This window comes from Teichococcus globiformis, assembly GCF_042646265.1.
GTDB classification, from domain to species: Bacteria; Pseudomonadota; Alphaproteobacteria; order Acetobacterales; family Acetobacteraceae; genus Pseudoroseomonas; species Pseudoroseomonas globiformis.
In genome coordinates, this window is the sequence record NZ_JBHRTN010000004.1 from 91,494 (window position 1) to 118,005 (window position 26,512).

A 26,512-nucleotide genomic window follows, 5' to 3' on the forward strand; every position below is an offset into this window, starting at 1 on the left:
GGATCGGGGCTCATGGGCCAGGCGGTCAACTCTCGCCCAGAAAGCCGCCGGACTGCCGCGCCCAGAGCCGCGCGTAAACACCGCCACGGGCCAGGAGCGCGTCATGCGTGCCCTGTTCCACGATGCGTCCCTGCTCCAGCACCACCAGCCGGTCCATGCTGGCCAGGGTGGACAGGCGGTGCGCGATGGCAATCACCGTTTTGCCCGCCATCAGACCGTCAAGTTGCTGCTGGATCGCCGCCTCGACCTCGGAATCGAGGGCCGATGTCGCTTCGTCCAGCACCAGGATGGGAGCATTCTTCAGCAGCACGCGGGCAATGGCGATGCGCTGCCGCTGGCCGCCGGAGAGCTTCACGCCGCGCTCGCCGACCTGCGCGTCGAAACCGGTGCGGCCACGCCAATCGCTCAGCCCAGCAATGAAATCCTCGGCCTCCGCCCGGCGGGCGGCCGCCTCGACATCACCCTGGCTGGCACGCGGGCGGCCATAGCGGATGTTGTCGCCCACCGAGCGATGCAGCAGCGCCGTGTCCTGCGTCACCACACCGATCGCGCCGCGCAGGGTTTCCTGCGTGACGCCAGCGATGTCCTGCCCGTCGATCATGATGCGCCCGCCCTGCGGCGTGAAGAAGCGCAGCAGCAGGTTGGTCACGGTGGTTTTGCCAGCCCCGGAATGGCCAACCAGCCCGACCCTCTCGCCAGGCTGGATCTCCAGGTCGAAATCGTCCAGCACGCCGCGTCCACCGGCATAGGCGAAGTGCACATGCTCGAAACGGATGGCGCCTTTTGCCACGCCGAGTGCGACGGCGCCGGGCGCATCCGGCGCGGTCGGCGGCACGGCGATGGATCGCGTTGCCTCCTGAACCACGCCGATATTTTCGAAGATGCCGGCGACGTTGAACGCCACCCAGCCCGAGATGTTGGCGATCTGCCACGCCATCGGCAGGGCCGCGGCAACCAGGCCGATATCGATCCGTCCGGCATCCCACAGCGACAGGGCGATGGCCGCCATGGAGACCAGCATGGTGGCGTTGAGCGAAGACAGCAGGAAGGCGTTCAGCGTGACCATGCGCATCTGACGCTGGAACGCGGCCGTGAGGCCCAGCACGCCCTCGCGCACAAAGGCGTCCTCGTCCTCGGCCCGCGCGAAAAGCTTGAGCGTGAGGATGTTGGTGTAGCTGTCGACGATGCGGCCCGTCAGCAGGCTGCGCTGCTCGGATGCGGCGCGGGCGCGGTCACGCATGCGCGGCACGATGAAGCGCAGCAGGCAGCAATACACGGCGAACCAGACCAGGATCGGCAACGCCAGCCAAAGATCGGCCGTGGCCAGGTAGATCACCGCACCGGTGCCGTACACCACGATGTACCAGACTGCGTTGACCGACTGCACCATGCTCTCTCGCAGGGCCGGGCCGGCCTGCATGACACGGTTGGCGATGCGCCCGGCAAAATCCTCCTGAAAAAAGGACCATCCTTGCCGCACAACATGCCAATGGCTCTGCCAGCGGATCATCGACGTGACCGTGGCGTTGATAGCCTGCTGCCCGATCAGGTTCTGCGAGAGGATGGCGAGCGGCCGCAGCACCAGCAGCACCGCAGCCATGCCCGTCAGCCAGGGCCAGGCTTCGGCGAAAAGCGTGCCGGGCGAATGCTCGGACAGCATGGCGACAACGCGGCCGATGAAGACGGGGATCAGCCCGTCAAGCAGCGCAACGGCCAGGCCCGCCAGGAACAGCAGACCGAACAGCGCGCGCGCCTGTTGGATGAAGTACCAGTAGAAGCCTGCCAGCCCCATCGGCGGCGGCGTGCTGGGCACCGGCGTGCCGAGGGCACGGCTGGCGGGCGTCCCAGGCGGCGCCACGGGGTCGAGGAATCGCTCAAAGGGACGGAAGGCCATGACGCGATGGACGCCCGGAGGCGCTTCCTGTCAAGCGCGGCCGGTGGGACCGCTACAACCAGCCCTTGCGCTTGAAGTAGATCACGGGCAGCAATGCGCTGATCACCATCACCAGCAAGGCGGCGGGATATCCATAGCTTGTATGCAGTTCCGGCATGACGTCGAAGTTCATGCCGTAGATGCTGGCGATCAGCGTGGGCGGCATCAGCGCGACGCTGGCCACGGTGAAGGTCTTGATGATGCCGTTCTGGTCGATGTTGATGATGCCGAGCACCGCATCGAGCAGGAAGTTGGCCTTGTTGTTCAGGAAGGACGCGTGTTCCACCAGTGAGCGCACGTCACGGATCAGCGTCTTGATGGTGGTCTTGCTCTCCTTGTCGGTGAAGAAGTCCTTTTCCGCGCCGACATAGGTAAGGATGCGCGTCAGGCCGAGCAGCGTCTCGTTGGCGCGGCTGGTCACCTCGCCCACCTCACCCAGTGCGATCAGCACGTCCTTCATCTGGGCGTCGCGCGCCTTGACCTTCACGCCCTTGGTGGACCGGGCGTTGGAGAAAGCCGACTTGCTGGCACGGTCCATGTCGGCACCCACCCGCTCCAGCACGTCCGCCAACCGGTCGACCACCTGCTCAAACTGTCCCAGCATGGCCTGGCCGGCACCGTTGAGCAGCACCGGGCTGCGCACGGCACGCGTGGCGAAGACGCGAAAGGCCTTGGGCGTGGCGTATCGCACCGTCACCAGGTGACGAGCCGTGATGGCGAAGGTGATGGCGGTGGAACTGTACTCACCCTCGTCCACGCCATAAAGGAACGGCGCCGTCAGGAACAACGCATCGCCCTCGCGATACAACCGCGAGGAGCTTTCGATCTCCTGCATCTCTTCCCGGGTCGGGATCTCCATGGACAAGGCTTGCTCAACGGCCAGCCCTTCCTCCCGGCTCGGCGAGAGGAGGTCGATCCAAACCGCCTCACGCAGCGCCTCGGGCTCGGGGATGCCCTCGTGCCGGATCGTCCGGCCCTCGCGCACGGTGTAGGTTGTCATCATGCCGCGCGTACTCCCGGCGGGACGGATTACAGGCTTCGGCGTCCCTTGTGGATGGAAGCCCTTGGCTCAGGCGGCCTCGCCCTGCGACAGGCGCGGCACCGGCAGGCCAAAGGTGGCAGCCACGGCGGGGAAGTCCGCCGCCACGGGATGGCGGCCGCTGGGCTGGGTGCCATCCTCTGCGCGGACCAGCTGGCAGACCGCGTAGCCCGCGCGCGCCGCCGCATCCAGTTCCTCTGCCACATCCGACAGGAACAGGATGTCGCCCGGTGGCCTGGCCAGCTTCTCGGCAATGGCGGCATAGCTTGCAGCCTCGCGCTTCCCGCCCATGGCGGTATCGAAGAAGTCGCCGAACAGCCCCGTGAGGTCTCCGGCCGAGGAATGGCCGAACAGCAGCTTCTGTGCCGCCACTGAGCCGGAGGAATAAACATTGAGCCGGATGCCCGCCCGATGCCAGGCACGCAGGCACGGCGCCACGTCGGGCCAGAGATGCCCGGTCACCTCACCGCCGGTGTAGCCCGAGGCCCAGATCAGGCCCTGCAACGTCTTGAGCGGCGCGGCCTTGCTGTCCTCCGCCATCCAGCGACGCAGCACGGCGCGCGGCTCCTCGCCCGGCGCGGCGCGGCGCACGGCGGTCAGGCAGGCCGCTACCTCGGGGTCGGCGGCATGCGCATCCAGGAACCCGTCCAGGGCACGCTCGGCGAAGGGGAACAGCACCTCCTTGACGAAGGCGATGCTGCTGGTCGTCCCCTCGATGTCGGTCAGCACGGCGCCAACCGGCGGCGGCGCCAAAGCCGGAGCGCTCACCCGGTCACCGCCGGGAAGCGATCGGACATGTCGGTGCCGGTGTAGTGGGGCGTCCAGCCGGTGGTGTCCGTAAAGATACGCAGCGCTGTCACCTTGGGTTCCACCCCGGCATCGAACCAATGCTGGGTGTCCGCCGGCACCGAGATCAGGTCGCCCCGCGTGCAATGGGCATCGTAAACCTTGCCGCCCACATGCATGACGAAATTGCCCGCGCCTTCGTGGAAAAAGCGGACCTCATCCTCGGTGTGGGTGTGCTCGGACAGGAACTTGGCGCGCAACGCATCCTTCTGCGGGTGCGAAACATCCAGCTTGATCACATCCGCCGTGCCAGCGCTGCTGCCCGCCATGAAAGCGTCGAGCTGCGGGCGGTAGGCTGCCAGCACCGCCTCAGCATCGGCGCCCTCGGGCAGCTCGGCGACTTCCCATCGCTCGAAACGGACATTGATCGGCGCGAGGGCGCGGGCGATCTCCGCCGCATCGTCGGTGCGCAGCAACTCCGCCCCGGTGGTGGCATCCCTGACAGTCAGAAGGCTCATCAGCCCCTCCCCTGCATCAACTCGCATTCCAACATGAATTCCAGCGCCTCCAGCCTTGCCAGGGCGCCGTCCATCGATCCGGCCCATACATAGACACCATGGCCGCGGATCAAATAGCCCGGCGGCACCGCGACCCCATCACGCTCCAGCGCGTCCCAGCGGCGATCCAGCTCGCGCTGCATCCTGGCGATGTCCTGGTCGTTGTCGAGCACCGGCAGTTCAATCCGCGCCTCATGCGTTTCCAGGCCCGGAAAGGCCTTCAGCAGCTCATACCCCTCAAGCACCACACAGGCGCCCGCGCGGCGGGACAACACGGTATTGGCCACGGAATGGCCGTGCAGGGAGGCCTGTGCGCCAGGAAAACGGCGGTAAATGCCGCAATGAAGCAGTGTCTCGGCCGAGGGCCGCAGTGCCGGGTCTTCGGCACGCCCCTCGCCATCCACTACCATCACGTGCTCAGGCTGGAGGAAACCCTTGTGTACGCCAGAACGGGTGACGGCGATCCGGCCCGCTTCCAGCTTCATGGAGAAATTGCCTGCAGTGGCCGGCACCCAGCCGCGCTGATCCAGGCGGCGCCCGGCGGCCATGATGGCGGTGCTGATGCTGACGGGGATCGGTGCGGGCATCGGGCTGGGGTCCTGAACGGGAACGGTCCGGCATGGGGCTGATAGCGTGCGGAGAACGCTCCCTCCAGGGTCGTTTCCATGAAGCCCGCCTGGCGGCGTGTGCCTGGCGCGCAAGAAAAAAGGCCAGCGCCGTGGCTTTCGCCAGGCCTGGCCTCCCGGATGGTCGATGAAGCCGGCGGGGCGCCTAGCGCCCCACCCGGATCAGGCGGCGGGATGCGAGGAGTTGGAGGTCTTGGGCTCGGTGCTCGGCTGCGGATGATGCGCAGGGCCCGAAAGGTTGCCGGCCGGACGCTGCGGCTGGTCGTCGGCCATGGAAGCGTCGTCCTCGCCGTCCTTCATGTTCTTCTTGAAGGACTTGATGCCCTTGGCGACATCGCCCATCAGGCCGCTCAGCTTGGCGCCGCCGCCGAACAGCAGAAGGATCACGAGCAGAACGATAAGCCAGTGCCAGATGCTGAAGCTACCCATAGTCCACGCCCCGATGTGATGGGCGGCCAGCGGCCTGGAAGGACTGTCCCGCCAGCCTGACCGCGTTCTCGCCACGAGCGGGGACACTAGTGCGCCCCGATCCCTCGCGCAAATAAGGACATGGCGTGAATCGCCGTCGGAAACAACCTGTATTGCCTTCGAATGAAAATTCGTCCATCTTATCGGCGGATCCGGGCCCCTCTGGCGAGTGGGCGAGGCCGTGTGCCCTGCCCCCGTGATGTCGGATCGACATTTCGCGCAATCGGGCCCGGCGCGCTTTTCGATGGACAGGCATGATCCGCCTGCCTGCGCCGCCTGGCCCTCAGAGACGAGGAGCCTTACGGCGTGGAAGCCTCACCCATGTTCTGGGTCGTGTTCAACGCGGCCATTCTGGGATTGCTGATATTGGACCTCGGCGTCTTCTCCAAGAAGGACGCCAATGGTGATCCGGTGCCAGTCCCTGTCACGACCGCCCTGATCAAATCTGCCTTCTACATCGCGCTCGCCCTGGCCTTCTTTGTCTGGCTGCGGATGACCTATGGCGAAACCGACGAGGAACGCGCCACCAGCAGCCTCGAATTCCTGACCGGCTACATCATCGAGTGGTCGCTCTCGGTCGACAACATCTTCGTCTTCGTGCTGCTCTTCGCCAAGTTCGGCGTTCCGCCCGCCTACCAGCACCGCGTGCTGTTCTGGGGCATCCTGGGCGCGCTGGTGATGCGCGGCGTGATGATCCTGGTGGGCACCGCCTTGCTGCGCGAATTCGACTGGCTGATGGTCCTGTTCGGCGCCTTCCTGATCTGGTCCGGCTGGAAAATGCTGCGCACTGCCGATGACGAGCCCGACCCGGAAGAGAGCCCCATCCTGAAATGGATGCGCAAGCGCCTGCCGGTCACGGAGGGCTACCGCGGCAACGCGTTCACCGTGCGCGAAGCCGGCAGGCTGATGGTCACGCCGTTGCTGCTGGTGCTGGTGCTGATCGAGCTGACCGATTTGTTCTTTGCGCTGGATAGCATCCCGGCGATCTTCGCGGTCTCGACCGACCCGTTCATCGTCTACACGGCCAATGTCTTCGCCATTCTGGGCCTGCGCGCCATGTACTTCGCGCTGGCCGGCGTCATCCACCGCTTCCACTATTTGAAGCATGGGTTGTCGCTGGTGCTGATGATCGTCGGCGTCAAGATGCTGGCCAACTGGTTCGCCGGCGGCAAGGCGGTGCCGGTGGAATACGCGCTGATGGTGACGGGCGCGATCATCGCCGGCTCCATCGCCCTGTCGCTGTGGAAGACGCGCGGCGCCAAGGCACCCGAGTATCCCGCCGAGCGCACGCACTGATACGCTGGGCTGCCGGGCCGAGCGCCCGGCAGCCCACAAGGCCTCATCCCTCTAGAGTGAGGCCCAGCTGGCGGATCAGCGTGCCCCAGCGATCCGCCTCGGCCGCCACATAGGCGGACGCCTCCTCGGGAGAGGAGGCGACGATCTCGAAGGCAGCGGCGTCCATGGCTTGCCGGGCGCGCTCGGAACCCAGTGCCACCTTGGCCTCCCTCGCCAGCCGCTCGATCCGCTCGCGGGGCGTGCCGGCCGGCGCCACCAGCACCTGCCAGCCATAGGACGCGGCGCCGGTCAGCCCGACCTCGGCCAGGGTCGGCACATCGGGAAGCTGCGCCATGCGTTCCTCAGTGGTGACGGCCAGGGCCCGCGCCTGCCCTTCCCGCAGCTGCGGCAGAATGGCGGCGGCCGTCACCACCATGGCACTGATGCGGCCCGCCACCAGGTCCAGCACCGCCGGCGGGAAGCCGCGATACGGCACGTGCTCCAGATCGAGGCCCAGACGCGCCTTGATGTCCTCCATCGCCAGGTGCCCGCCCGATCCCGCACCCACCGAGCCGAAGGTGAGCTTGCCGGGATGCGCCTTCACATGGGCGACGAAGCTCCGGAAATCCTGCACTGGCAGCCTCGGGTCCACTGCCAGCACCTGCCCGCCACGCACTAGCAGCGACACGGGAATGAGATCCCGGGCAGGATCGTAGGGGAGGTTCCGGTACAGCGCCGGGGCGGTGGACAATGGTCCGTTGATGCTCAGGCCGATGGTAAGCCCGTCCGTGGCCTTGGCCACCGCATCGGTGCCGATGTTGCCGCCTGCGCCTGCCTTGTTTTCCACCACCACCGGCTGCCCGAGCACATCGCCCAGATGCTGCGCCACGATACGCCCGGTCAGGTCCGGGCTGGAACCGCCGGGGAATGGCACCACGAAGCGCACCGGCCGATCCGGCCAGGACGGTTGGGCGCGTGCCGCCAGGGGGGCAGAAAGCGCGGCGGCGCCGAGGGCAAGCAACGGGCGTCGGGGCAACATGGGGCGAAGTCTCCGGTGCGACGAACAGGGCGCTGCTTGCAGCATGGCCCAGGCCGCGCGTCCAGCGCGATCACCCTCCGGCCAGCACGGTGCCGCCATGAACGAAGCCCGTCGCCGGATAGGCGGTGGCGCCGTAATCATTCACTGGCGGATACCAGACCCTGACCAGGGACCAGTCATTCGCGGCCGAAACATCCTGAACCCTTTGCCCGGTGGTGATCCTGCCCTTGGCGGCACCGCTTGCCCAGTTGGCGTGATCCACCAGGATTTCTCGGGATGAAATCAGCCTCGTGACCACTGAAAGATGTCCGTCCCGAAGGCGCCCGCTGCGCTGCAGCACCAGAATACTGCCCGGCTGGGGACGATGGCCGCGCGGATAGCGGCCTGCGGCGGCCTCCCACCATTGCCACGCATCACCCCGCAAATCGACGCCCGACCGCGCACGGGCGTAGGGTACGCAGCTGACCGGCTCCCGCAGTGCCGCCGCGCCCAGCGTGGGGCCGGTCCTTTGCCCGCCACATCCCGCCACGGCCAGCAGGGCAGCCAGCGCCATCCCCTTCCATGCCATTCCATCCGCCCTCAAGCATCGCGTGCGTCGCGGCGAGTATAGCCACAGCCTCACCGCGCAACAGCGCCCGACCTGCGCGGGTGCCGGGAACCTCAGCCCCTGCGGCATCGCGGAGCAGGGCCGCGCCGCAGCTTCTGGATTGCCGGCCGATCCGGGCCGACAATTGCGTCTGCTCCGCACCAGGTCCAAGGACAGCAGCCATGCGTGATTCAGCGCTCCCAGCGCCATTTCTCCGCCAGCAGCCCGCGACCGGCGACGCATGATCGGCGGCCTCACCATTCTCCTGCTCTGCCAGCTGGCGGGCGAGATGCTGGCGCGCCTTCTCCACCTGCCTATCCCCGGCCCGGTGATCGGCATGGCGCTGCTCTTCGCCGGCCTGTTGCTGCGCGACCGCTTGCGGCCGGGCTCGACCCGCCCCGATCCGGGCATGCCCGGACTTGGCCAGGTGGCGGACGGGCTTCTGTCGCATCTGGGGCTGATGTTTATCCCGGCCGGCGTGGCGGTGGTGGTCTATGGACCCCATTTGGCGCGGGAATGGGCGCCGATGTCGCTGGCCATCGTCATCGGAACGCTGGGCACCATCGCGTTGACCGGGCGGATCGCCCAGGCCCTCATGCGCCGCGCGGGCTGAGATGGCAGACTTTTCCGAGATCTGGGTCTATCTGGCGCGGGAGCCGCTGGCCGCGCTGACTGCGACCCTGGTGGCCTGGATGATCGGGCTTCGCCTGTCGCTGTTGTTCAGGCGGCATCCGGCGGCCAACCCCATCATCTTCGCCATTGTCATCATGGCGCTGACACTGCTGGCCACGGGGGCCGATTACCGTGCCTACTTCCAGGGCGCGCAGTTCGTTCATTTCCTGCTGGGTCCGGCGACCGTGGCGCTGGCCGTGCCACTCTACCGGCAGTGGGGCCATGTGCGAGCCTCAGGCCTGGCAGCCCTTCTGGCGGTGATGGCCGGCGGACTGGTCGCATCGCTGACCGGCATCGGCTTCGGCCTGATGTTCCATGCCGCCCCGGACGTGATCGCGAGCCTGGCGCCGCGCTCGGTCACTACGCCGGTCGCCATGGGCATCGCGGAACAGATTGGCGGACTGCCGGGTCTGGCCGCAACGGTGGTGCTGGCCTCGGGAGTCGTTGGGGCGATGCTGGGGCCGCTGGTGCTCAACCTGGCGCAGGTGCGGGATTGGCGGGCCCGGGGCCTGGCCATGGGCACGGCGGCGCATGGCATCGGCACTGCCCGCGCCCTCTCCGTCAACGCCACGGCGGGAGCATTCAGCGGCCTGGCCATGGGACTGAATGCCCTGGCCACAGCCCTGCTGCTCCCCCTGCTCTGGCGCCTCTTTCTCTGAGGCACCGTCCCGCCAAGACTGCCGGAACGCCCTAGATGGCGAGGCGACCCTGGCGTGCCGCGGCATAGCGCTCGGCCACCGCCCGCCAGTTCACAGTATTCCACCAGGCAGTGAGGTACTCGGGACGGCGATTATTGTACTTTAAATAGTAGGCGTGCTCCCAGACATCGTTGCCCATCAGCACACGCTGCCCGTCCATCAGCGGCGTGTCCTGGTTGGGACGTGCGGCGATGGCCAGCTTGCCCTCGCGGTCAACGGTCACGAACACCCAGCCCGAGCCGAATTGCCGCGTGCCGGCCCCGTTGAAATCGGCCTTCATCTTGTCGAGCCCGCCCAGGTCGCGGTTGATGGCCTGCATCAGTTCGCCATCCGGGCTGCCGGCGCCGCCGCCCGGACCCATGATCTGCCAGAACATGGCATGGTTGGCGTGGCCGCCGGCATTGTTGCGGATCGTGGTCCGCACCGCCTCCGGCACCTCGCCCAGCCGGGCCAGCAATTGTTCCAGCGGCATCTGCGCCAGCTGCCCATGATCCTTCAGCGCGTTGTTCAGCGCGGTGACATAGGCCTGGTGGTGCCTGCCGTGATGCAGTTCCATCGTGGCGGCATCGATATGCGGCTCCAGCGCATTGGCGGCATAGGGCAGCGGCGGCAGCGCGTACGGGCCGGCGCCGCCGGCGCTGGGCGAGCCGGCCGGCGCGGTCGGGTTGGGGGCACCGGCGGGGCTTCCCTGGGCCTCGGCGCGCGGCGTGGCGAACAGCCCCGCCGTCACGGCCGAGGCTCCGGCGGCCAGAACAAAGCGACGGGCGAGCAAGGTGGTGGCGGTCATGACGGATCCTTCATCCGGGTCTCTGCCGCTTCAACTCCAAGGATAGGCCCTGGATGCAACGGGAGTGAATCCCCTGCGTGACAACAGCTCGCGGATGATGCTGACCGATGATGGCAAGCGCCGCTTCACCGCGCACCCTACGGACGCTGGAGGTGCAAGCTGCGCAATGCCCATCCACCCGGCTCAGGACATCGACAGCGGGTGCGGCAGGTCAGCTCCCCGCCACCGTCAGCCCGTCCACCCGAAGGGTCGGCGCGTCGGTGCCGCGCCGGAAGCGCAGATCGTCGGCCGCCGCCATGTTGAGGAACATGTCCTTCAGATTGCCCGCCACGGTGATGCCGCTCACCGCTTCGGCCAGCTCGCCGTTGCGGATCATGAAGCCCGCGGCGCCCCGGCTGTAGTCGCCGGTCACGCCATTGACGCCGGAGCCGATCATCTCGGTGACATAGATCCCCTCGGGGATATCGGCCATGAGAGCCGCCGGGGACACGCTGCCGCCCTCGATCCACAGATTGGTGGTGGCGGGCGATGGCGGGCCAGAAATGCCCCGCGCCGCCCGGCCGTTCGAGGCAAGGCCGAGCTGTCGCGCGCTGCGCCAGTCGAGCACCCAGTTCCGCAACACGCCATCCTCGACCAAGGCCAGGGCTTGGCAGGGCATGCCCTCTGCGTCGAAGGGGCGGGAGCGCAGCCCGCGCCGCCGCAACGGATCGTCGCGCAGCGACAAGCCGCGAGCCAGCACCTGCTCACCCATGCGGTCGCGCAGGAAAGAAGTGCCGCGCGCGACTGCCGCGCCGTTCAGCGCCGCCGCGAGATGGCCGGCCATGGAGCCCGCCACGCGCGGGTCGAACACCACCGGCATACGGGCGCTACGCGGCCGAATGGCGCCCAGGCGCTTCACCGCGCGTCCGGCCGCGCGGCGGCCAAGCTCGGCGGCATCCTCCAGATCCGCCAAGTGCACGGCGCTGCTGTAGTCGTAGTCGCGCTCCATCGCGGTACCACTGCCGGCCAGGACCGTGACGGAGGTGGAGTGGCTGCTGCGGGCATACTCGCCGGCAAAGCCGGTGGAGGCGAACAGCGCCACCTCGCTGCGGGCGAAGGATGCGTCGCCGCCCTCGCTGTTGGTAATGCCGGCAGTGGCCAGCGCGGCCTCCTCCGCCGCCGCCGCGCGCGCCGCCAGCGCTTCCGTATCCGGTTCCGCCGGATCGTTCAGGTCCAGATCGACCTGCTGCGGCGGATGGAACTCGCCCAAGCCTCCGAAGCGGTCCTCCGGCACCGCGCGGGCCATGGCAACGGCACGCGCCGCCAGAGCCTCGAAGCCGCGCGGATCCGGGTCGGTGGTGGAAACGATGGCCTGCTGCCGCCCCACAAAGACGCGCAGGCCCAGATCGAAGCCCTCTGCCCTCTCCAGGTGCTCGACCTTGCCCAGGCGCTGCGAGACAGCGAGCGAAGTGCCCGCCACCAGCAGGGCATCGGCCGCATCGGCACCCGCAGCGCGGGCTGCCTTCACGAGTTCCTCCAGCCGCTCCAGCCGGTTCATGCCGCGAGCTTCTCCGCTACCGCGGACAGCCCGGGCACCTTGCCCGCCGGGCCCAGCGCCGCCAGTGTCGGACGGGAGCGGAAGATCATCGCGGCAGCCTGCTGCACCTGCTCCACCGTCACCGCGGCGATCTTGCTCTTGGTTTCCTCCGCCGGGATGGGGCGGCCATGCACCTGCATTTGCCGCGCCAGCTGCTCGCAGCGGCTGCCGGTGGATTCCAGCGACATCAGGACGGAGGCCCGAAGCTGTGCCTTGGCCCGATTCAGCTCATCCTCGGAAACGTCGTGTTGGACGCGGCGCAGCTCCTCCAGCGTCACTGGCACCAGCTCAGCCGCCTGCTCCTCGCCAGTGCCGGCATAGATGGCAAAAAGGCCGCCGTCGCGGAACGGCTGGGCAAAGGAGTAGATGGAATAGACGAGGCCGCGCTTTTCCCGGATTTCCTGGAACAGTCGCGAGGACATGCCGCCGCCCAGAAGAGTGGACAGCAGCATGGTGGGGTAGTGCATCGGCGTTGCAACCGCCGGTCCCTCAAACCCCAGCACCACATGCACCTGGTCGAGCTCCCGCTCCTCGCGGAACTCGCCGCCACCGTAGCGCGCGGCCTGCGGCGCCGCCGGCGTCACCTGCGGCAGGTCGGCGAAGTGCCGCCCAACCAGATCCACCAGCTTCTCGTGTTCCAGCGCTCCAGCCGCAGCAACCACCATGCGGGAGGGCCCGTAGTGGCGGCGCATGTAGTCGCGCAGCGTGCCGCCAGGCATGCCCCGGATCACCGACTCCGTTCCCAGCGTCGGGCGCCCCATGGGCTGGTCAGGAAAGGCGGTGGCCTGGAAATGGTCGAAGATGATGTCGTCCGGCGTGTCGTTCGCCTGGCCGATCTCTTGCAGGATGACGCCGCGTTCGCGCTCCAGCTCGTCCGGGATAAAGGTGGAGTGCGTCAGAATGTCGCCGAGGATATCGGCGGCGAGCGGCATGTCCTCCTTCAGCACCTTGGCATAGTAGGCGGTGTTCTCCCGCGCGGTATAGGCGTTGAGGTGGCCGCCAACATTCTCGATCTCGCGGGCGATGGCGGCGGCATCGCGCCGGGCCGTGCCCTTGAAGGCCATATGCTCCAGAAAGTGACTGGCGCCATTCTCCTCCGCCGCCTCGTCGCGCGTGCCGGCATGGACGTAGGCGCCAATGGAGACGGTCTCCACCCGGGGCATGGTTTCAGAGACGATGGTCAGGCCGTTGGCCAGGCGCGTGAGCCGCACCGCATCGGACATGTAGCTCGGTTCCCGTGGTCGTGCCGCCAGCGAAGGCAGGGCCGGCGCGTTCCTGTTGCGGCCAATGTAAGACGGAAACAGCCGCGTTACGACCCCGCCGCTCAGGCGGTTGCGCATGGGTGACCCGGCGAATCCGTTCTGAGGGGGCAACCGTTCTGCATCGCTGGCGTTGCAGCGCCGCTCCAGGCCGCCCCGCCGCTCGATGGCGCGAAAATCCGTGGCCGGAATGCACGCGGAACCGCATGGCTCACATGGCCAGCGGTTCGAGAAGAGGAGATCATCCTGTGCTGCATTACCGATCGATGCTGTCCACCGGCTGTGTGCTGGCGTTGCTGGCCGGTTGTGCCGAAACGCCCCCGCCGCCGCCCGCCGCGCCCGTTGCCGCGAAGCCGGCGCCACGCCCGGTTTCAGCAGGAGGGCCGGCGCAGCGTGGCGAAGCGTCGTTCTACCATGACAAGTTCGATGGCCGGACCATGGCCAATGGTGAGACCTTTGATCAGGATTCGGACTCGGCGGCAAGCAAGACCTTGCCGCTTGGCACCAAGGCACGCGTCACCAATCTGGAGAACGGAAAGAGCGCAGTTGTCACCATCGAGGATCGTGGGCCCTTTGTGGATGGCCGCGTCGTGGATGTGAGCAAAAGCACCGCACACAAGTTGGACATGGTGAACGATGGCACGGCGCCGGTGGAGGTGCGTCCGCTGACAGGATCATCCTCGCCATCCAGGGTTGAACAGTCCCGAAAGTAAAAATTAAGGCCGGTCAAGGGGTTCAGCACCAAACTTGATGCCGGGCTCGAGCGTTCTCACCTGTATCCACAGGAGTCCGGCCTCCTCCTTCGCGGTTCGTGATCCGCAAGAAGGAGGGGGCCGGGCCACAGAACAGGAGGATGCAGCGTCATGCATGGCATGAAGATCGCCCTTCTCAGCCTGGTCCTTGGCACCGGAATGGCTGTTCAGACACCAGCCGAGGCACGCGAGCCCCGGCAGGGCAACTCCGTGCAGACGGCGGCGCAACAACGCGGTGCCGGCCAGGCGAAGCGCGTCCAGCGAGGCCGAGCCTCATTCTACGCCAACCACTTCCACGGCAAGAAGATGGCCAATGGCAAGCGGTTCAACCGCAACTCCGACGCGGCGGCCAGCCGCACCTTGCCGCTCGGCACGCGAGCCCGGGTCAAGAACCTGGAGAACGGCCGCAGCGCCGTGGTGACCATTCAGGATCGTGGCCCCTACAAGCAGGGCCGGGTCATCGATGTCAGCCCCCGCACCGCGACGCAGCTTGGCATGCGCGACGCCGGGGTGGTGATGGTGGAGGTGACGCCGGTGGCGCTGCCGCCCGGCTGAGGCGCCGTGCCAGTCGGGAACCCGACCACGGCGGCGCTGTTCTTCTGGCGCCGGTCCTGACCGGCCCTCACGATCGTCGGACCTGCGGAGCCGCCGCCGCCATGTCAGTCCCGAGACCTGTCCGTCCATCGCGGCCGCCAGAGCGGCCGCCCGAGGCACCGGTGCCACCCCGGCCTCCCCTTCCACGGCCCCGGCCGCCAGAAGGAGATCCGGAGCTGCCGCGACCGCGTCCCCCGGGCCCGGAAACCCCGAACAACAAGCGGACAACCGCGGCCCGGCGCCCGACGCTGGCCCGGCTAGTGGCTGTTGCGGCGGGCATGGCCGCGCACCACGGCCTCGACGGCCTCCAGATCGTTGGGCAGCACCGCGAAACGCTCCTCGCGCGCATAAAGATCCGCCATTCGCGGCGGTAAGGGCGGACGGAACCCGGTAGCCTTCTCCACCGCCTCCGGGAACTTGGCCGGGTGCGCCGTGGCGGCGACGATCACCGGAATGCCCTTCTCCGGCCGATGCGCACGGGCGGCCGCCACTCCGATGGCCGTGTGCGGGTCCGCGAGATAAGCGCTATCGCGATGAAGCCGGCGGATTTCCTCCAGTGTGCCTTCATCCGACAGGGTGAAGCCATGGAACAACGCGGTGGCGCGCCGCCAGGCCTCATCCGGAACCGGCATGCGGCCTTCGGCGCGGAAGCGCTGCATGGTGTCCGTCGTTGCCGCCGCATCGCGCCCCAGCAATTCAAACAACAGCCGCTCGAAGTTCGAAGACACCTGGATGTCCATGCTGGGCGAGAGCGAGGGCGCGACGCCATGCACGCTCATGTCGTTGGACGCCAGGAAGCGGGCCAGAATGTCGTTGCGGTTGGCGCCGACGATCAACCGCTCGATCGGCAGCCCCATGCGCCGGGCAACCCAGGCGGCCAGCACGTTGCCGAAATTGCCGGTGGGGACAGCGACGGCCACTGGCCGCTCCGGCGCGCCGAGCGCCAGGGCGGCGGCGACGTAGTAGGGAACCTGCGCTGCGATGCGCGCCCAGTTGATGGAGTTCACGGCGGAAAGGCGCATCTCCTGCCGGAAAGGCGCGTCGTTGAACATCGCCTTCACCAGGTCCTGGCAGTCGTCGAAGCTGCCCTGAAGCGCGATGTTGTGGATGTTGGGCGACAACACCGTGGTCATCTGCCGCCGCTGCACGGCAGAGGTGCGGCCTTCCGGGTGCAGGATCACCACGTCGATGTTGTCACGGTCACGGCAGGCCTCGATCGCGGCCGATCCGGTATCGCCCGAGGTGGCGCCGACAATGGTGACGCGCTCGCCCCGCTCGGCCAGCACATGGTCGAAAAGCTGCCCCAGCAGCTGCATCGCCATGTCCTTGAAAGCAAGCGTCGGTCCGTGGAACAACTCCAGCGCGAAGATCTGCGGCTCGATCTGTACCAATGGCGCCGTGGCGGCGTGACCGAAGCCGGCATAGGCCCGCTGGGTCATGAGCCGCAGCGTGTCGCCGGGAAGCGAGCCCTCGGTGAAGGGGGCCATGACGCGTGCCGCAAGCTCGGCATAGGGCAGGCCGCGCAAGGCGCGCCACTCAGCCGCCGAGAACACAGGCCAGGATTCCGGCATGAACAGCCCGCCATCCTCGGCGAGGCCGGCCAGCAGGACGGAGGAGAAATCACGGGCTGGGGCCTGGCCCCGGGTGGAAACGTAGCGCATGGCGAGGGGTGGAATAGGACAGGCGGCGGCCCCGCGCCATCGCTGGTTTCAGCTGCCGCGCGAGATGCGGTCGATCAGCGCATTGTTGTGCTCCCGGATCCAGCCCGGGATCAGAAAGGCATCCACCAGCACCCAGATGATCGGGATGATCAGCACAAAGCCGATCGTGCCGAAGCCGAGGAGGCTGAGAAGCAGAATGGCGACGGCGCTTCCGGTCTTGCCGGCATAGAAGCGGTGGGCGCCGAACATGCCGAGGAACAGCCACAGCAGATAAGCGACGGCGGGAGACTTCTTTCCGGCATCGTAGCGCATCATGCTGGTCGAGTCGGGCGGCATGTCCACGGCGTCGGCGATCCTCTGCTGGTTCTGCGGTCATGGTGACACGGCGGCGCCTGGCGACCAAGCGTGGACACGGCCCTCCGCCATGCCCTCTTGGCGAAGCCGCGGAACAGGTTCATCACAGCACCATGACCGATGCCAGCGCACTGCTCGAACGTCTTCTCGACACGCCGGCCGCGACCGCCCCGGCCTATGCCGGAGATGGCCGCCTCTATGCCCTGCACGACGCGGCGGGCTCGGCGCAGATCTGGGAGTGGCCGGCCGATGGCGGACCACCCCGCCCCCGTACCGCCCATGCCGATGCCTGCGCCTTTGTGGCCGGGCTGCCGGATGGCGGCGCCATCTTCGGCCGCGACGCGGCAGGCGACGAGAGGGTGCAGCTCTTTCACCTGCCGCCACAGGGCGAGGCCCGTCCGCTGACAAACAACCCCGCCGCCATTCATGGCTGGGGCGCTGTGTCGCCGGACGGTTTGCGCATCGCCTACACCAGCAACGCCCGCCATCCCGCCCATGCCGATGCCTGGGTGATGGAGATCGCCAGCGGCGAGGCGCGGCTGGTCGCCGATGTGGAGGGCCCGCACGAGCTCCCCGCCTGGCGGCCAGACGGACAGGCGGTAATCCTGTCCACGGCCCCGCGCACCTTCGAGAGCACCTTGTTCCTGGTGCCGCTGGATGGTTCGCCGCGGGAGGAATTGACGCCGCATGAGGGCGATGCGCGGCACATGAACCCGCGCTGGAAATCGGATGGCAGCGGCTTCTGGCTGCTCACGGATCGGGGGCGCGACTTCCTGGGCGTGGCGTTCCTCGTACCCGGCGCGGCACCGCAGTGGCTGCATGTTCCCGATGGCGATGTGGAAAAGCTGGAGCCCTCCCCAGACCAGACCATGCTGGCGGTGGCGGTGAATGAGGGTGGCTATTCCAGCCTCCGCTTCCTGGATGCCGCAACCGGCGCGATGGTTTCAGCGCCGGAACATCCGCCCGGGGTGATCACGAAGCTCGCCTGGGCGCCAGATGGAAAGTGCCTGGCCTTCGATCTCGCCGGCTTTTCCATGCCGTCGGGCCTGCACATCGCCCGGCCGGACGCGCCTGGCACGGTGACGCGGCACAGGGCCCCTGACCTGCCGGCCCTGGCCTCCTGGGACACGGTGTTCTTTCCCGCGCATGACGGGCGCGACCTGCCCGGCTTCCTGGCCTTTCCGCAGGGAAACCGACCGGAGGCTGGCTGGCCGGTGCTGGTCTGGGTGCATGGCGGCCCGGCCATGCAGGCCCTGCCGAATTGGCGGCCGGACCTGCAGGCCATTCTGGCCATGGGGATCGCCGTTCTGGTGCCCAATGTCCGCGGCTCAACCGGTTACGGCGTGGCCTACGCGGCGCTGGACGACCGCGAAAAGCGGCTGGACAGCGTGGCCGACCTGGCATCCGCGCATCGCTGGCTGGCGGCACGGGAGGATGTGGACGGCACCCGTATTGGCGTGATGGGGCAGAGCTATGGCGGCTGGATGGTGCTGGCCGCCGTCACCGAACATCCGGAGCTCTGGGCCTGCGGCGTCGACTTCTATGGCATCGCACGCTGGAAGACATTTTTCGAGCGCACCGGGCCCTGGCGCATCGGGCATCGCGCGGCAGAATACGGCGACCCCGTGCAGGATGCCGAACTGCTGGAGCGCCTGTCTCCGTTGAACCGGGCCGAACGCATCCGCTGCCCAATGCTGGTGGCGCAGGGCCTGACGGACCCCCGCGTGCCGCCGCATGAAAGCGAGCAGATCGTATCGGTCCTGCGCGGCCGGAACGTGCCGGTGGAATACCTGACCTTTGCCGATGAAGGGCACGGCTTCACAAAGCGTGCGAACCGCAGGCGGGTCTATGCCGCGGTAACGGCTTTTCTGAGGCAGCACCTGCTGGGGCGATAATGAAGGAGGCGCCGAAGCCCTGCTCCGGCGCCCCTGGAATGATGCGGATCCGCGCCTGCAATCCTCAGTCGAGGATGCGGATGACGGCCTCGATCTCCACCGGCACATTCGAGGGCAGAGAGCCCATCCCGACCGCCGAGCGGGCGTGACGGCCCTTCTCGCCCAGCGCTTCCACCATCAGGTCGGAGCAGGCGTCGATCACCTTGGGCTGCTGGCCGTAATCTGCGGTGGCATTGACCATTCCGAAGACTTTCAGCATTTCGACCTTGTCGAGCGATCCGGCCGCCAGCTTCGCCACGGCAAGAATATGCAACCCGCACAGCGTGGCAGCCTCGCGAGCCTCGTCGAGCCCCAGCGCTTCGCCCACCTTGCCGGTGGTCAGCGAGCCATCGGCATGGCGCGGCACCTGGCCTGAAATATAGGCAACGTCCCCCACCCGCTTGAACGGGACATAGGAGAAGAGCGGCTTGCCCACCGACGGCAGGGTATGACCCAGCGCTGCGAGACGGGATTCTGGAGTATCGGTCATGGGTTGAGCGCTCCTTACTGGCTGCGGCCTCGGGCCGCGATGGGCATAAAGGTCTGGAACGCCCCGCCCTTGGTGAAGATCAGGCGGTCGAACAGGTTGCTGACCGGGCACACATGGTTGGGAATGACGCGCAGCCGCTCGCCAACCTTCGGCGCTTCACCGCCACAGGCCGAGACATCCACCATGCCGTGCTCCTCGCTCATCTTGACCAGCTTGGCGCCGGCATAAGCCGGGAAGTAGCCATGGCCATCGCCCGTGCCAGGCGGCATGGCGTCGGAGGAAAACACCTTGGACCCGGCATCGATGATGGCGAGGTCCGGCCGCGGGCGGCTGATCACCGTGACATGCACCGCATAGGCACAATCATCCCAGCTGGCATGCCCGGCCGCCACCGTCATGCGGTCATTGTAGATATAGGTTCCGACCCGCAGCTCGGTGATCGGCGCCATCTCGTGCGTGCGGAAGGCGTTGGGCGTACCGCCGCCCGAGATGATGCCGGGCTTCAGGCCTTCGCTCTCCATCTTCGGCAGCAAATCGCGCAGGATTTCCCCGGTGCGCGCATTCACCGGGTAATTCATCAGCCCGTCGAAGCGCACCCCTGCCATCTCGCGTGCGGCGCGGGCCAGCTCCAGCACCTCGTCGATTGAGGTGACGCCGGTGCGCCCATTGCCGCTGTCGAACTCCACCAGCACGCCGATCTCGCGTCCCGCGATGCGGCCGGCCTCGGCGACCGTTTCCAACGCCACCCGATTGTCGAGCGAGACGCGCATGGTCGCCCGCTGCGCCAGCCCAGCCAGCCGCAGCGCCTTTCCGACGCCCACCAACGGGTAGGAAATCAGAATATCGTCGATGCCCGCATCCGCCATCACCTCGGCCTCGCCCAGCTTCTGGCAGGTGATACCGCGGGCGCCCAGTTCGATCTGACGATGCGCCAAGGCCGGGATCTTGTGCGTCTTGATATGCGGACGCAGCGCGATGCCGGCGCGGTCGCAATAGTCCTGCATGCGCCTGAGATTGGCCTCGACGATGTCGAGCTCCACCACAGGGGTCGGGGTTTCCACCAGGGAAAGTTCCATCGGTCACGCTCCGCGAGTCATAGTCGGACGCGCATCCAACACCCGATGACGCCAGCCCGCTAGGCCTCGCTGAACGTTCGCGCCATGGCGGACCAAACGGGCTTACGCTGCCACTCGGCATCGAGCGGAAGGCCACGGTGGGTGCGGCCACGACCCAGCGCCACATCGGGATCAGTGGCGAGCCAGGAATGCCGGTCGGATAATCCCCAGCTCAGCACCGTGCGAGCGCCCCCCTCCACAGCACAGCGGAGAAAGTCCGCGGCACGGCCTGCCACGAGCGCGTCGCGCCGCTGCAGTTCCGCTGGGGCGTCTGGCGCCTCTCGAATATCCAGCTCGGTGATCAGGATGCCAAGGCCCATGGCGCGCAGCTCGGCCAAGAACGCGGCGAAGGGCTCAGGCCGGAAAGGCCTCACCATCTGTAGATGCGCCTGGATGCCCACCGCATCCAGCGGGACACCCCGATCCAGCAGTCCCCGCAACACGCCGACCAGGCGGCGGCGCTTCTCGTCGGCATCCGGCGTTGCTTCCTCGATGCCGTACTCGTTCAGCGTCAGCCGCAACGTTGGGTCGCGTTCGCGCGCCATGCGCAGAGCCGTTTCGATGTAGCTGGGCCCGAGTGCCCGCAGCCAGGGACTGTCCCGCAGTGGACCCGAGCCTGGGTCCGGCACGTCGCTGCCCGGGGGATTGGCAATCACCTCATTCACCACGTCCCAGTCCCGGATCTGCCCGCTTGCATGTGCCAGCACCCGGTCGAAATGGGCACCTATCAGCCGGCGGGCGCGGGGTGCCCCCTCCCCCAGGGCGGCGACCAGCCAGCCCGGCATGGCGCGGTGCCAGATGAGCGCATGACCCCGCACCGGCAGCCGCCGTTCCCGTGCCCAGAGCAGAATGCCGTCCAGCGGCGCAGTGTCGAAGCGGCCCTCCTCCGGCTGCAGCGCCTCCCATTTCGCTTCCCATTCGGGAACCAGCAGGGCGGCCTCGGCCGCCACGGCAGCGGCGTAGCGGGGATCTTCGGCGAGCAGGGCCTGCTGCACCGCCGTGCCGAAGGTGATGCCATGTGCACGGGCGATGGCACCGAGCCCCTGCGTGGGGCTGAGGCTGCGACCCGCCGTCTGCGCCAAGCCGGATGCAGGAAGCCCGGCCATGGGCAAGGTACCGCCGGCCAGAGCGGCGGCCAGTTGACGCCGGCTTAGTCGCATGCCCGGTCCTCGCTTCGCATGTCCGCCTCCATCAATCAGGCCGCAAGGTCCACCATACACGGAACGGTTGAGTTCCAGCGGATTTACGCACCTGCCGCCACGAAAAACGCCGCCCTGGCATGGCCGGGGCGGCGTCAACTCTGAACGGACCGGCGTGGAGGTCAGGCGGCCTCGGCCGCTGCCTCCATCTCGCGCGCGGCCAGCAGGCGGTCCATGGCAGCCTCGCGCTCCTCCGGGGTGGCGGAGGTGGCGGCGGTATAGGCAGCCTCGGCTTCGCGCACGCGGTTGGCCGCCGTGGCGCGGGAAAGCTCCGCGACCGGCGTGGCCTCATCGGCCAGCACCGTGACGCGGGTCGGCGTGATTTCCGCGAAGCCGCCCATGACGAACAGCTTCTCGGTGGTCTGGCCATTCTCCTGCACGCGGATGACGCCGCCCTTGAGGGCCACGATCATCGGCGCCATGCCGGGCAGCACGCCCATCTCGCCCTCGGCCGCCGGGATGATGGCCATCTCGACGGGGCGGGAGAGAAGCAGCTTCTCCGGGCTGACCAGTTCCAGGTCAAAGGTCGCCATGTGTCAGCTCCCCTTCCGGATTTAGGCCTTGGCCTTCAGGCTCTCGCCCTTCTTCACCGCGTCCTCGATGGTGCCGACCATGTAGAAGGCAGCCTCCGGAAGGTGGTCATACTCACCCTTGCAGATGGCGGCGAAGGAACGGACCGTGTCCTCGATCTTCACGAACACGCCCGGCGTGCCGGTGAACACCTCGGCGACGTGGAAGGGCTGGGAAAGGAAGCGCTGGATCTTGCGCGCACGCGCCACGATCAGCTTGTCGTCCTCGCTCAGCTCATCCATGCCCAGAATGGCGATGATGTCCTGCAGCGACTTGTAGGTCTGCAGGATGCGCTGCACCTCGCGGGCAGTGTTGTAGTGCTCCTCGCCGATGATGCGCGGATCGAGGGCACGCGACGTGCTGTCCAGCGGATCAACGGCCGGGAAGATCGCCTGCTCGGCAATGGCGCGGTTGAGCACCGTGGTCGCGTCCAGGTGGGCGAAGGACGTCGCGGGCGCCGGGTCGGTCAGATCGTCGGCGGGCACGTAGATGGCCTGCACCGAGGTGATCGAGCCCTTCTTGGTCGACGTGATCCGCTCCTGCAGCGCGCCCATGTCGGTGGCCAGCGTCGGCTGGTAACCCACGGCGGACGGGATGCGGCCCAGCAGCGCCGAGACCTCGGCGCCGGCCTGGGTGAAGCGGAAGATGTTGTCGATGAAGAACAGCACGTCCTGGCCCTGCTCGTCGCGGAAGTATTCCGCCATCGACAGGCCGGACAGCGCGACCCGGGCGCGGGCGCCCGGCGGCTCGTTCATCTGGCCATAGACCAGCGCCACCTTGGAGCCGAGCGTGTCGTTCTCGTTCAGCTTGATGACGCCGGCATCGATCATCTCGTGATAAAGATCGTTGCCCTCACGCGTGCGCTCGCCGACGCCGGCGAAGACGGACACGCCGCCATGGCCCTTGGCGATGTTGTTGATCAGCTCCTGGATGGTCACGGTCTTGCCGACGCCGGCGCCGCCGAACAGGCCGATCTTGCCGCCCTTCAGGTAGGGGCACATCAGGTCGACGACCTTGATGCCCGTCACCAGGATCTCGGCCGAGGTCGCCTGGTCCTCGAAGGCCGGGGCTTGGCGGTGGATGGTGTAGGTCTTCTCGGCCGCCACCGGGCCACGCTCGTCGATCGGCTCGCCGATGACGTTCAGGATGCGGCCCAGCGTGCCCTCACCCACCGGCACGGCAATGCCCTTGCCGGTGTCCACCACCTCGGAGCCGCGGACCAGCCCGTCGGTCGTGTCCATGGCGATGCAGCGCACGGTGCGCTCGCCGAGCTGCTGGGCAACCTCCAGCACCAGGGTGCGATCACCGATCTTCACCTGCAGCGCGTTCTGCATGAACGGCAGCTCCTGCGGGAACTGCACGTCCACGACGGCGCCCAGGACCTGCGTAACCTTGCCGACGTTGTTCTTCATGGCGGAGTGTCCCTCAGAGCGCCTCAGCACCGGAGATGATCTCGATCAGCTCGCTGGTGATGTTGGCCTGACGCGTGCGGTTGTACTTCAGGGTCAGTTTGTTGATCATTTCGCCCGCATTGCGCGTGGCGTTGTCCATGGCGTTCATCTGGCTGCCGTAGAATCCGGCGGCGCTGTCGAGGATCGCGCGATAGACCTGGATGGCGAGGTTCTTGGGCAGGATCTGCGCCAGGATCGTCGCCTCATCCGGCTCGTACTCGTACCAGGGCTGGGCGGCGGCACCCTCGGCGGGTGTTTCCTCAACCTCGGGCAGCTGCGCGGGGATAAGCTGCTGCGCCGTCGGCACCTGGCTGATGACGTTGCGGAAGTGGTTGAAGATCAGGGTGCAGACATCGAACTCGCCGGCTTCCAGCATGCCCGTGATCTTGGCGGCAATCGCATCCGCCTCGGCGAAGCCGACCGTCTTCTTGCCCTGGAAGCTGATCTCGCCCACGAAGCGGGAGGCGAACTCCCGCTTCAGGTAGGCAGTGGCCTTGCGCCCGACGCCCAGCACCTTGACGGTCTTGCCCTCCGCTTCCAGCTCGCGGATGCGGTTGCGGGCGAAGCGGCCGACATTGGTGTTGAAGGCACCGGCCAGCCCGCGCTCGCCCGAGACGACCACCAGGAGGTGCGTCTGGTCCGAGCCCGTGCCGACCAGCAGCTTTGGCGCGTCCGGATTGCCCGCGACCGCCTGGCCGAGGGAGGCGAGCATGCGCGCCATCCGCTCGGCGAAGGGCCGCGCGGCCTCGGCCTGCTGCTGGGCGCGACGGAGCTTCGCCGCCGCGACCATCTTCATCGCCTGGGTGATCTTGCGGGTGGATTTGACGCTGTTGATGCGCCCCCGCAACTCCTTCAGGTTGGCCATGCGTTCCTACTCCTTCGCGCCTCGGTTCAGGCCGCGAAGGTCTTGGCGAAATCGTCCAGGAACGAGGTCAGTTTGGCCTCGTTTTCCTTGGTGATCTCCTTCTTGTCGCGGATGCTCTCCAGGATCTCCGGCGCACCACCGCGCACCGCAACCAGCAGCTCGTTCTCGAACTTGCCGACTTGGTTCACCGCGATCTTGTCGAGGTAGCCACGCGTGCCGGCGAACAGCGACACCACCTGCTCCTCAACCGGAACCGGCTTGAACTGCGGCTGCTTCAGCAGCTCGGTCAGACGCGCGCCACGGGCCAGCAGGGCCTGGGTGGAGGCGTCGAGGTCCGAGGCAAACTGCGCGAAGGCTGCCATCTCGCGGTACTGGGCCAGCTCCAGCTTGATCTTGCCGGCGACCTGCTTCATCGCCTTGATCTGGGCGGCGGAGCCGACGCGGGACACCGAGAGGCCGACGTTCACGGCAGGGCGGATGCCCTTGAAGAACAGCTCGGTCTCCAGGAAGATCTGCCCGTCCGTGATCGAGATCACGTTGGTCGGGATGTAGGCGGACACGTCGCCCGCCTGCGTCTCGATCACCGGCAGGGCGGTCAGCGAGCCGAGGCCGGCTTCCTCACCCATCTTCGCGGCGCGCTCCAGCAGGCGGGAGTGCAGGTAGAACACGTCGCCCGGATAGGCCTCGCGGCCCGGCGGGCGGCGCAGCAGCAGCGACATCTGGCGGTAGGCAACCGCCTGCTTCGACAGATCGTCGTAGATGATCAGGCCGTGCATGCCGTTGTCGCGGAAGAACTCGCCCATGGCGCAGCCGGTGTAGGGCGCCAGGAACTGCATCGGTGCCGGGTCGGAAGCCGTGGCGGCGACCACGATGGAGTATTCCATCGCGCCGTTCTCCTCCAGCGTGCGCACCAGCTGGGCGACGGTGGAGCGCTTCTGGCCCACGGCGACGTAGATGCAGTAGAGCTTCTTGCTCTCATCCGTGCCCTGGTTGATCGGCTTCTGGTTGATGATGGTGTCCACCAGCACGGCGGACTTGCCGGTCTGGCGGTCACCGATCACCAGCTCGCGCTGGCCCCGGCCGATCGGGATCAGGGCGTCGATCGCCTTGATGCCGGTCTGCATCGGCTCGTGCACCGACTTGCGCGGGATGATGCCGGGGGCCTTCACCTCGACCAGCGCCTGCGTGACGTCGGTCAGCGGGCCCTTGCCGTCGATCGGCTGGCCGAGGCCGTCGACCACGCGGCCGAGCAGCCCCTTGCCGACCGGCACCTTCACGATGTCGCCGGTGCGGGAGACGGTGTCGCCCTCGCGGATGCGGTTGTCGTCACCGAAGATGACGATGCCGACATTGTCGGTTTCGAGGTTGAGCGCCATGCCCTTGAGACCGGCGGACGGGAACTCGACGAGTTCACCGGCCATCACGTTCTGCAGGCCGTAGACGCGGGCAATGCCGTCGCCCACGCTCAACACGGTGCCGACTTCGGCAACATTCGCATCGGCGTCGAAGCCGGCGATCTGCTGCTTCAGGATCTCCGAGATCTCGGCGGGACGGATTTCCATCAGGCGGCCCCCTTCATGGCGTACTGCAGACGCTGCAGCTTGGACTTGATCGAACTGTCGAAAAGCCGAGACCCGATGCGGACGACGAGACCACCCAGCAGGGCGGGATCGACACGCTCGACCAGCTTCACATTGGAATAACCGGCCTCGGTCAAGCGCGCCGTCAGCTGCGTGCGCTGGACCTTGGTCAGGGCATGGGCGGTGATGACCTCCGCCGTCTGCTGCCCACGCTGCTCGGCAAGGAGCGCGCCGAAGGCGGCAATGACTGATGGCAGGGCCTTCAAACGGCGGTTGGCCACGAGCACACCCACGAGGTTGCGCACGTCGCCGGACACGTTCGCCCGGTCAAGGATGGCGAAAGCGGCACGCTGCTGCGTCGCCGCATCAAGCCGGGGATCCTCGATGAAGGCGCGGAACTGCGCGTCCTTCTCGACGATCTCCTGCAGCTTCTCCAGCTCGTCGGCGACCGTGTCGACCGCACGGCGGTCCTTGGCCAGTTCGAGCAGGGCCAGCGCATAGCGTTGCGCCAGGCCCGAGGGTTGGTTCGCGCCAACTTGGTTCGCGCTGGGCGAGACGTCTGTCGCTTCTGAGGCCACGGAGGATCCCGTTCTCTGCGTTACCTGGCGTCCCGCCACTGGCTGCCCCGGAAGGACCCGGCCGGCGG

27 protein-coding genes are annotated in these 26,512 nt (G+C 67.5%); 6 read left to right on the forward strand and 21 right to left on the reverse strand.

All coding sequences use genetic code 11. The features are described 5' to 3' along the window. Positions 1-25: 25 nt before the first annotated feature. The 6 genes from ACFOD4_RS02240 to ACFOD4_RS02265 all read right to left on the reverse strand — a co-directional run bounded on the left by ACFOD4_RS02240 (position 26) and on the right by ACFOD4_RS02265 (position 5,370). Positions 26-1,894, reverse strand: coding sequence for an ABC transporter ATP-binding protein (locus ACFOD4_RS02240; RefSeq protein ID WP_379593175.1), 1,869 nt, complete (start codon positions 1,892-1,894; stop codon positions 26-28). Between the two features lie 52 nt (positions 1,895-1,946). After that, entirely contained in the window at positions 1,947-2,936 is a 990-nt protein-coding gene (locus ACFOD4_RS02245; protein ID WP_379593177.1) for a magnesium transporter CorA family protein, read from the reverse strand. A gap of 66 nt (positions 2,937-3,002) precedes the next feature. Then, entirely contained in the window at positions 3,003-3,740 is a 738-nt protein-coding gene (gene mtnC, locus ACFOD4_RS02250) for an acireductone synthase (RefSeq protein WP_379593179.1), read from the reverse strand. After that, complete coding sequence (locus ACFOD4_RS02255; protein WP_379593181.1) at positions 3,737-4,276, reverse strand: 1,2-dihydroxy-3-keto-5-methylthiopentene dioxygenase; 540 nt, start codon at positions 4,274-4,276, stop codon at positions 3,737-3,739. Before ACFOD4_RS02255 ends, mtnC begins: the two co-directional genes overlap by 4 nt. Continuing rightward, the gene (locus tag ACFOD4_RS02260) at positions 4,276-4,902 is read right to left on the reverse strand and encodes a methylthioribulose 1-phosphate dehydratase (protein WP_379593183.1); all 627 of its coding nucleotides are present in this window, start codon (positions 4,900-4,902) and stop codon (positions 4,276-4,278) included. The genes ACFOD4_RS02255 and ACFOD4_RS02260 overlap by 1 nt, the downstream gene beginning before the upstream one ends. Before the next feature lie 201 nt (positions 4,903-5,103). Next, positions 5,104-5,370, reverse strand: a complete 267-nt coding sequence (locus ACFOD4_RS02265) for a twin-arginine translocase TatA/TatE family subunit (RefSeq protein ID WP_379593185.1) — start codon at positions 5,368-5,370, stop codon at positions 5,104-5,106. Between the two features lie 345 nt (positions 5,371-5,715). Between ACFOD4_RS02265 and ACFOD4_RS02270 the strand changes: the two genes are divergently transcribed. Then, positions 5,716-6,705 carry a TerC family protein gene (locus ACFOD4_RS02270; RefSeq protein WP_379593187.1) on the forward strand — a complete coding sequence of 330 codons (990 nt, stop codon included), beginning with the start codon at positions 5,716-5,718 and terminating at the stop codon, positions 6,703-6,705. Positions 6,706-6,748: 43 nt separating this feature from the next. Here ACFOD4_RS02270 and ACFOD4_RS02275 read toward each other — a convergent pair whose 3' ends face one another. Next, positions 6,749-7,723 (reverse strand): Bug family tripartite tricarboxylate transporter substrate binding protein, encoded by a 975-nt coding sequence (locus ACFOD4_RS02275; RefSeq protein ID WP_379593189.1) that lies wholly within the window; start codon positions 7,721-7,723, stop codon positions 6,749-6,751. Positions 7,724-7,793: 70 nt separating this feature from the next. Beyond that, positions 7,794-8,291 carry a CHAP domain-containing protein gene (locus ACFOD4_RS02280; RefSeq protein ID WP_379593190.1) on the reverse strand — a complete coding sequence of 166 codons (498 nt, stop codon included), beginning with the start codon at positions 8,289-8,291 and terminating at the stop codon, positions 7,794-7,796. 259 nt (positions 8,292-8,550) lie between these two features. Between ACFOD4_RS02280 and ACFOD4_RS02285 the strand changes: the two genes are divergently transcribed. Both ACFOD4_RS02285 and ACFOD4_RS02290 read left to right on the forward strand, forming a co-directional pair. Then, the gene (locus ACFOD4_RS02285) at positions 8,551-8,922 is read left to right on the forward strand and encodes a CidA/LrgA family protein (protein WP_379593192.1); all 372 of its coding nucleotides are present in this window, start codon (positions 8,551-8,553) and stop codon (positions 8,920-8,922) included. Between the two features lies 1 nt (position 8,923). Next, the gene (locus ACFOD4_RS02290) at positions 8,924-9,640 is read left to right on the forward strand and encodes an LrgB family protein (RefSeq protein ID WP_379593194.1); all 717 of its coding nucleotides are present in this window, start codon (positions 8,924-8,926) and stop codon (positions 9,638-9,640) included. A gap of 31 nt (positions 9,641-9,671) precedes the next feature. On the opposite strand, the gene ACFOD4_RS02295 is transcribed toward ACFOD4_RS02290, so the two are convergent. From ACFOD4_RS02295 to ACFOD4_RS02305, 3 genes are all read right to left on the reverse strand, one after another. Continuing rightward, on the reverse strand, positions 9,672-10,466 hold the full coding sequence (locus tag ACFOD4_RS02295) for a superoxide dismutase (protein WP_379593196.1): 795 nt from the start codon (positions 10,464-10,466) through the stop codon (positions 9,672-9,674). Between the two features lie 211 nt (positions 10,467-10,677). After that, complete coding sequence (locus tag ACFOD4_RS02300) at positions 10,678-12,003, reverse strand: TldD/PmbA family protein (RefSeq protein WP_379593198.1); 1,326 nt, start codon at positions 12,001-12,003, stop codon at positions 10,678-10,680. Further along, complete coding sequence (locus tag ACFOD4_RS02305) at positions 12,000-13,265, reverse strand: M16 family metallopeptidase (RefSeq protein ID WP_379594719.1); 1,266 nt, start codon at positions 13,263-13,265, stop codon at positions 12,000-12,002. Before ACFOD4_RS02305 ends, ACFOD4_RS02300 begins: the two co-directional genes overlap by 4 nt. Positions 13,266-13,549: 284 nt before the next feature. Between ACFOD4_RS02305 and ACFOD4_RS02310 the strand changes: the two genes are divergently transcribed. Both ACFOD4_RS02310 and ACFOD4_RS02315 read left to right on the forward strand, forming a co-directional pair. Further along, complete coding sequence (locus ACFOD4_RS02310) at positions 13,550-14,014, forward strand: septal ring lytic transglycosylase RlpA family protein (protein WP_379593200.1); 465 nt, start codon at positions 13,550-13,552, stop codon at positions 14,012-14,014. Positions 14,015-14,164: 150 nt separating this feature from the next. Beyond that, positions 14,165-14,608, forward strand: a complete 444-nt coding sequence (locus tag ACFOD4_RS02315; protein ID WP_379593202.1) for a septal ring lytic transglycosylase RlpA family protein — start codon at positions 14,165-14,167, stop codon at positions 14,606-14,608. A gap of 296 nt (positions 14,609-14,904) precedes the next feature. Here ACFOD4_RS02315 and thrC read toward each other — a convergent pair whose 3' ends face one another. After that, a complete protein-coding gene (thrC, locus tag ACFOD4_RS02320; RefSeq protein WP_379593204.1) occupies positions 14,905-16,308 on the reverse strand; it encodes a threonine synthase in 1,404 nt (467 codons plus the stop codon). Between the two features lie 48 nt (positions 16,309-16,356). Then, positions 16,357-16,644 carry a TM2 domain-containing protein gene (locus ACFOD4_RS02325; RefSeq protein WP_379594720.1) on the reverse strand — a complete coding sequence of 96 codons (288 nt, stop codon included), beginning with the start codon at positions 16,642-16,644 and terminating at the stop codon, positions 16,357-16,359. Positions 16,645-16,775: 131 nt separating this feature from the next. Here ACFOD4_RS02325 and ACFOD4_RS02330 point away from each other — a divergent pair, with 131 nt between their 5' ends. After that, on the forward strand, positions 16,776-18,557 hold the full coding sequence (locus ACFOD4_RS02330) for a S9 family peptidase (RefSeq protein ID WP_379593206.1): 1,782 nt from the start codon (positions 16,776-16,778) through the stop codon (positions 18,555-18,557). 64 nt (positions 18,558-18,621) lie between these two features. Here the strand turns inward: ACFOD4_RS02330 and ACFOD4_RS02335 are convergent, their stop codons facing one another. From ACFOD4_RS02335 to ACFOD4_RS02370, 8 genes are all read right to left on the reverse strand, one after another. After that, positions 18,622-19,086, reverse strand: a complete 465-nt coding sequence (locus ACFOD4_RS02335) for a RidA family protein (RefSeq protein WP_379593208.1) — start codon at positions 19,084-19,086, stop codon at positions 18,622-18,624. 14 nt (positions 19,087-19,100) lie between these two features. Further along, positions 19,101-20,162, reverse strand: coding sequence for an alanine racemase (locus ACFOD4_RS02340; RefSeq protein ID WP_379593210.1), 1,062 nt, complete (start codon positions 20,160-20,162; stop codon positions 19,101-19,103). 59 nt (positions 20,163-20,221) lie between these two features. Beyond that, the gene (locus ACFOD4_RS02345; RefSeq protein ID WP_379593212.1) at positions 20,222-21,361 is read right to left on the reverse strand and encodes an endo-1,4-beta-xylanase; all 1,140 of its coding nucleotides are present in this window, start codon (positions 21,359-21,361) and stop codon (positions 20,222-20,224) included. 161 nt (positions 21,362-21,522) lie between these two features. Then, complete coding sequence (gene atpC / locus ACFOD4_RS02350) at positions 21,523-21,933, reverse strand: ATP synthase F1 subunit epsilon (protein ID WP_379593214.1); 411 nt, start codon at positions 21,931-21,933, stop codon at positions 21,523-21,525. A gap of 21 nt (positions 21,934-21,954) precedes the next feature. Continuing rightward, positions 21,955-23,382, reverse strand: coding sequence for a F0F1 ATP synthase subunit beta (atpD, locus tag ACFOD4_RS02355; RefSeq protein ID WP_379593216.1), 1,428 nt, complete (start codon positions 23,380-23,382; stop codon positions 21,955-21,957). A gap of 13 nt (positions 23,383-23,395) precedes the next feature. Then, on the reverse strand, positions 23,396-24,286 hold the full coding sequence (locus ACFOD4_RS02360; RefSeq protein WP_379593218.1) for a F0F1 ATP synthase subunit gamma: 891 nt from the start codon (positions 24,284-24,286) through the stop codon (positions 23,396-23,398). Positions 24,287-24,312: 26 nt separating this feature from the next. Beyond that, positions 24,313-25,848 (reverse strand): F0F1 ATP synthase subunit alpha, encoded by a 1,536-nt coding sequence (gene atpA, locus ACFOD4_RS02365; protein WP_379593220.1) that lies wholly within the window; start codon positions 25,846-25,848, stop codon positions 24,313-24,315. Beyond that, on the reverse strand, positions 25,848-26,444 hold the full coding sequence (locus ACFOD4_RS02370) for a F0F1 ATP synthase subunit delta (RefSeq protein ID WP_379593222.1): 597 nt from the start codon (positions 26,442-26,444) through the stop codon (positions 25,848-25,850). The genes atpA and ACFOD4_RS02370 overlap by 1 nt, the downstream gene beginning before the upstream one ends. Between the last annotated feature and the right edge of the window lie 68 nt (positions 26,445-26,512).

What these genes read in the sequence shown, in the direction of transcription:
- ACFOD4_RS02340 (WP_379593210.1), bottom strand. Translation starts at nt 20,162, where the DNA reads ATGGAACTTTCCCTGGTGGAAACCCCGACCCCTGTGGTGGAGCTCGAC.
- atpD (WP_379593216.1), bottom strand. Translation starts at nt 23,382, where the DNA reads ATGAAGAACAACGTCGGCAAGGTTACGCAGGTCCTGGGCGCCGTCGTG.
- atpA (WP_379593220.1), bottom strand. Translation starts at nt 25,848, where the DNA reads ATGGAAATCCGTCCCGCCGAGATCTCGGAGATCCTGAAGCAGCAGATC.
- ACFOD4_RS02245 (WP_379593177.1), bottom strand. Translation starts at nt 2,936, where the DNA reads ATGATGACAACCTACACCGTGCGCGAGGGCCGGACGATCCGGCACGAG.
- ACFOD4_RS02335 (WP_379593208.1), bottom strand. Translation starts at nt 19,086, where the DNA reads ATGACCGATACTCCAGAATCCCGTCTCGCAGCGCTGGGTCATACCCTG.
- ACFOD4_RS02295 (WP_379593196.1), bottom strand. Translation starts at nt 10,466, where the DNA reads ATGACCGCCACCACCTTGCTCGCCCGTCGCTTTGTTCTGGCCGCCGGA.
- ACFOD4_RS02360 (WP_379593218.1), bottom strand. Translation starts at nt 24,286, where the DNA reads ATGGCCAACCTGAAGGAGTTGCGGGGGCGCATCAACAGCGTCAAATCC.
- ACFOD4_RS02240 (WP_379593175.1), bottom strand. Translation starts at nt 1,894, where the DNA reads ATGGCCTTCCGTCCCTTTGAGCGATTCCTCGACCCCGTGGCGCCGCCT.
- ACFOD4_RS02260 (WP_379593183.1), bottom strand. Translation starts at nt 4,902, where the DNA reads ATGCCCGCACCGATCCCCGTCAGCATCAGCACCGCCATCATGGCCGCC.
- ACFOD4_RS02315 (WP_379593202.1), top strand. Translation starts at nt 14,165, where the DNA reads ATGCATGGCATGAAGATCGCCCTTCTCAGCCTGGTCCTTGGCACCGGA.
- ACFOD4_RS02285 (WP_379593192.1), top strand. Translation starts at nt 8,551, where the DNA reads ATGATCGGCGGCCTCACCATTCTCCTGCTCTGCCAGCTGGCGGGCGAG.
- ACFOD4_RS02305 (WP_379594719.1), bottom strand. Translation starts at nt 13,265, where the DNA reads ATGTCCGATGCGGTGCGGCTCACGCGCCTGGCCAACGGCCTGACCATC.
- ACFOD4_RS02275 (WP_379593189.1), bottom strand. Translation starts at nt 7,723, where the DNA reads ATGTTGCCCCGACGCCCGTTGCTTGCCCTCGGCGCCGCCGCGCTTTCT.
- ACFOD4_RS02255 (WP_379593181.1), bottom strand. Translation starts at nt 4,276, where the DNA reads ATGAGCCTTCTGACTGTCAGGGATGCCACCACCGGGGCGGAGTTGCTG.
- thrC (WP_379593204.1), bottom strand. Translation starts at nt 16,308, where the DNA reads ATGCGCTACGTTTCCACCCGGGGCCAGGCCCCAGCCCGTGATTTCTCC.
- atpC (WP_379593214.1), bottom strand. Translation starts at nt 21,933, where the DNA reads ATGGCGACCTTTGACCTGGAACTGGTCAGCCCGGAGAAGCTGCTTCTC.
- ACFOD4_RS02280 (WP_379593190.1), bottom strand. Translation starts at nt 8,291, where the DNA reads ATGGCATGGAAGGGGATGGCGCTGGCTGCCCTGCTGGCCGTGGCGGGA.
- ACFOD4_RS02325 (WP_379594720.1), bottom strand. Translation starts at nt 16,644, where the DNA reads ATGCCGCCCGACTCGACCAGCATGATGCGCTACGATGCCGGAAAGAAG.
- ACFOD4_RS02290 (WP_379593194.1), top strand. Translation starts at nt 8,924, where the DNA reads ATGGCAGACTTTTCCGAGATCTGGGTCTATCTGGCGCGGGAGCCGCTG.
- ACFOD4_RS02265 (WP_379593185.1), bottom strand. Translation starts at nt 5,370, where the DNA reads ATGGGTAGCTTCAGCATCTGGCACTGGCTTATCGTTCTGCTCGTGATC.
- ACFOD4_RS02345 (WP_379593212.1), bottom strand. Translation starts at nt 21,361, where the DNA reads ATGCGACTAAGCCGGCGTCAACTGGCCGCCGCTCTGGCCGGCGGTACC.
- ACFOD4_RS02300 (WP_379593198.1), bottom strand. Translation starts at nt 12,003, where the DNA reads ATGAACCGGCTGGAGCGGCTGGAGGAACTCGTGAAGGCAGCCCGCGCT.
- ACFOD4_RS02330 (WP_379593206.1), top strand. Translation starts at nt 16,776, where the DNA reads ATGACCGATGCCAGCGCACTGCTCGAACGTCTTCTCGACACGCCGGCC.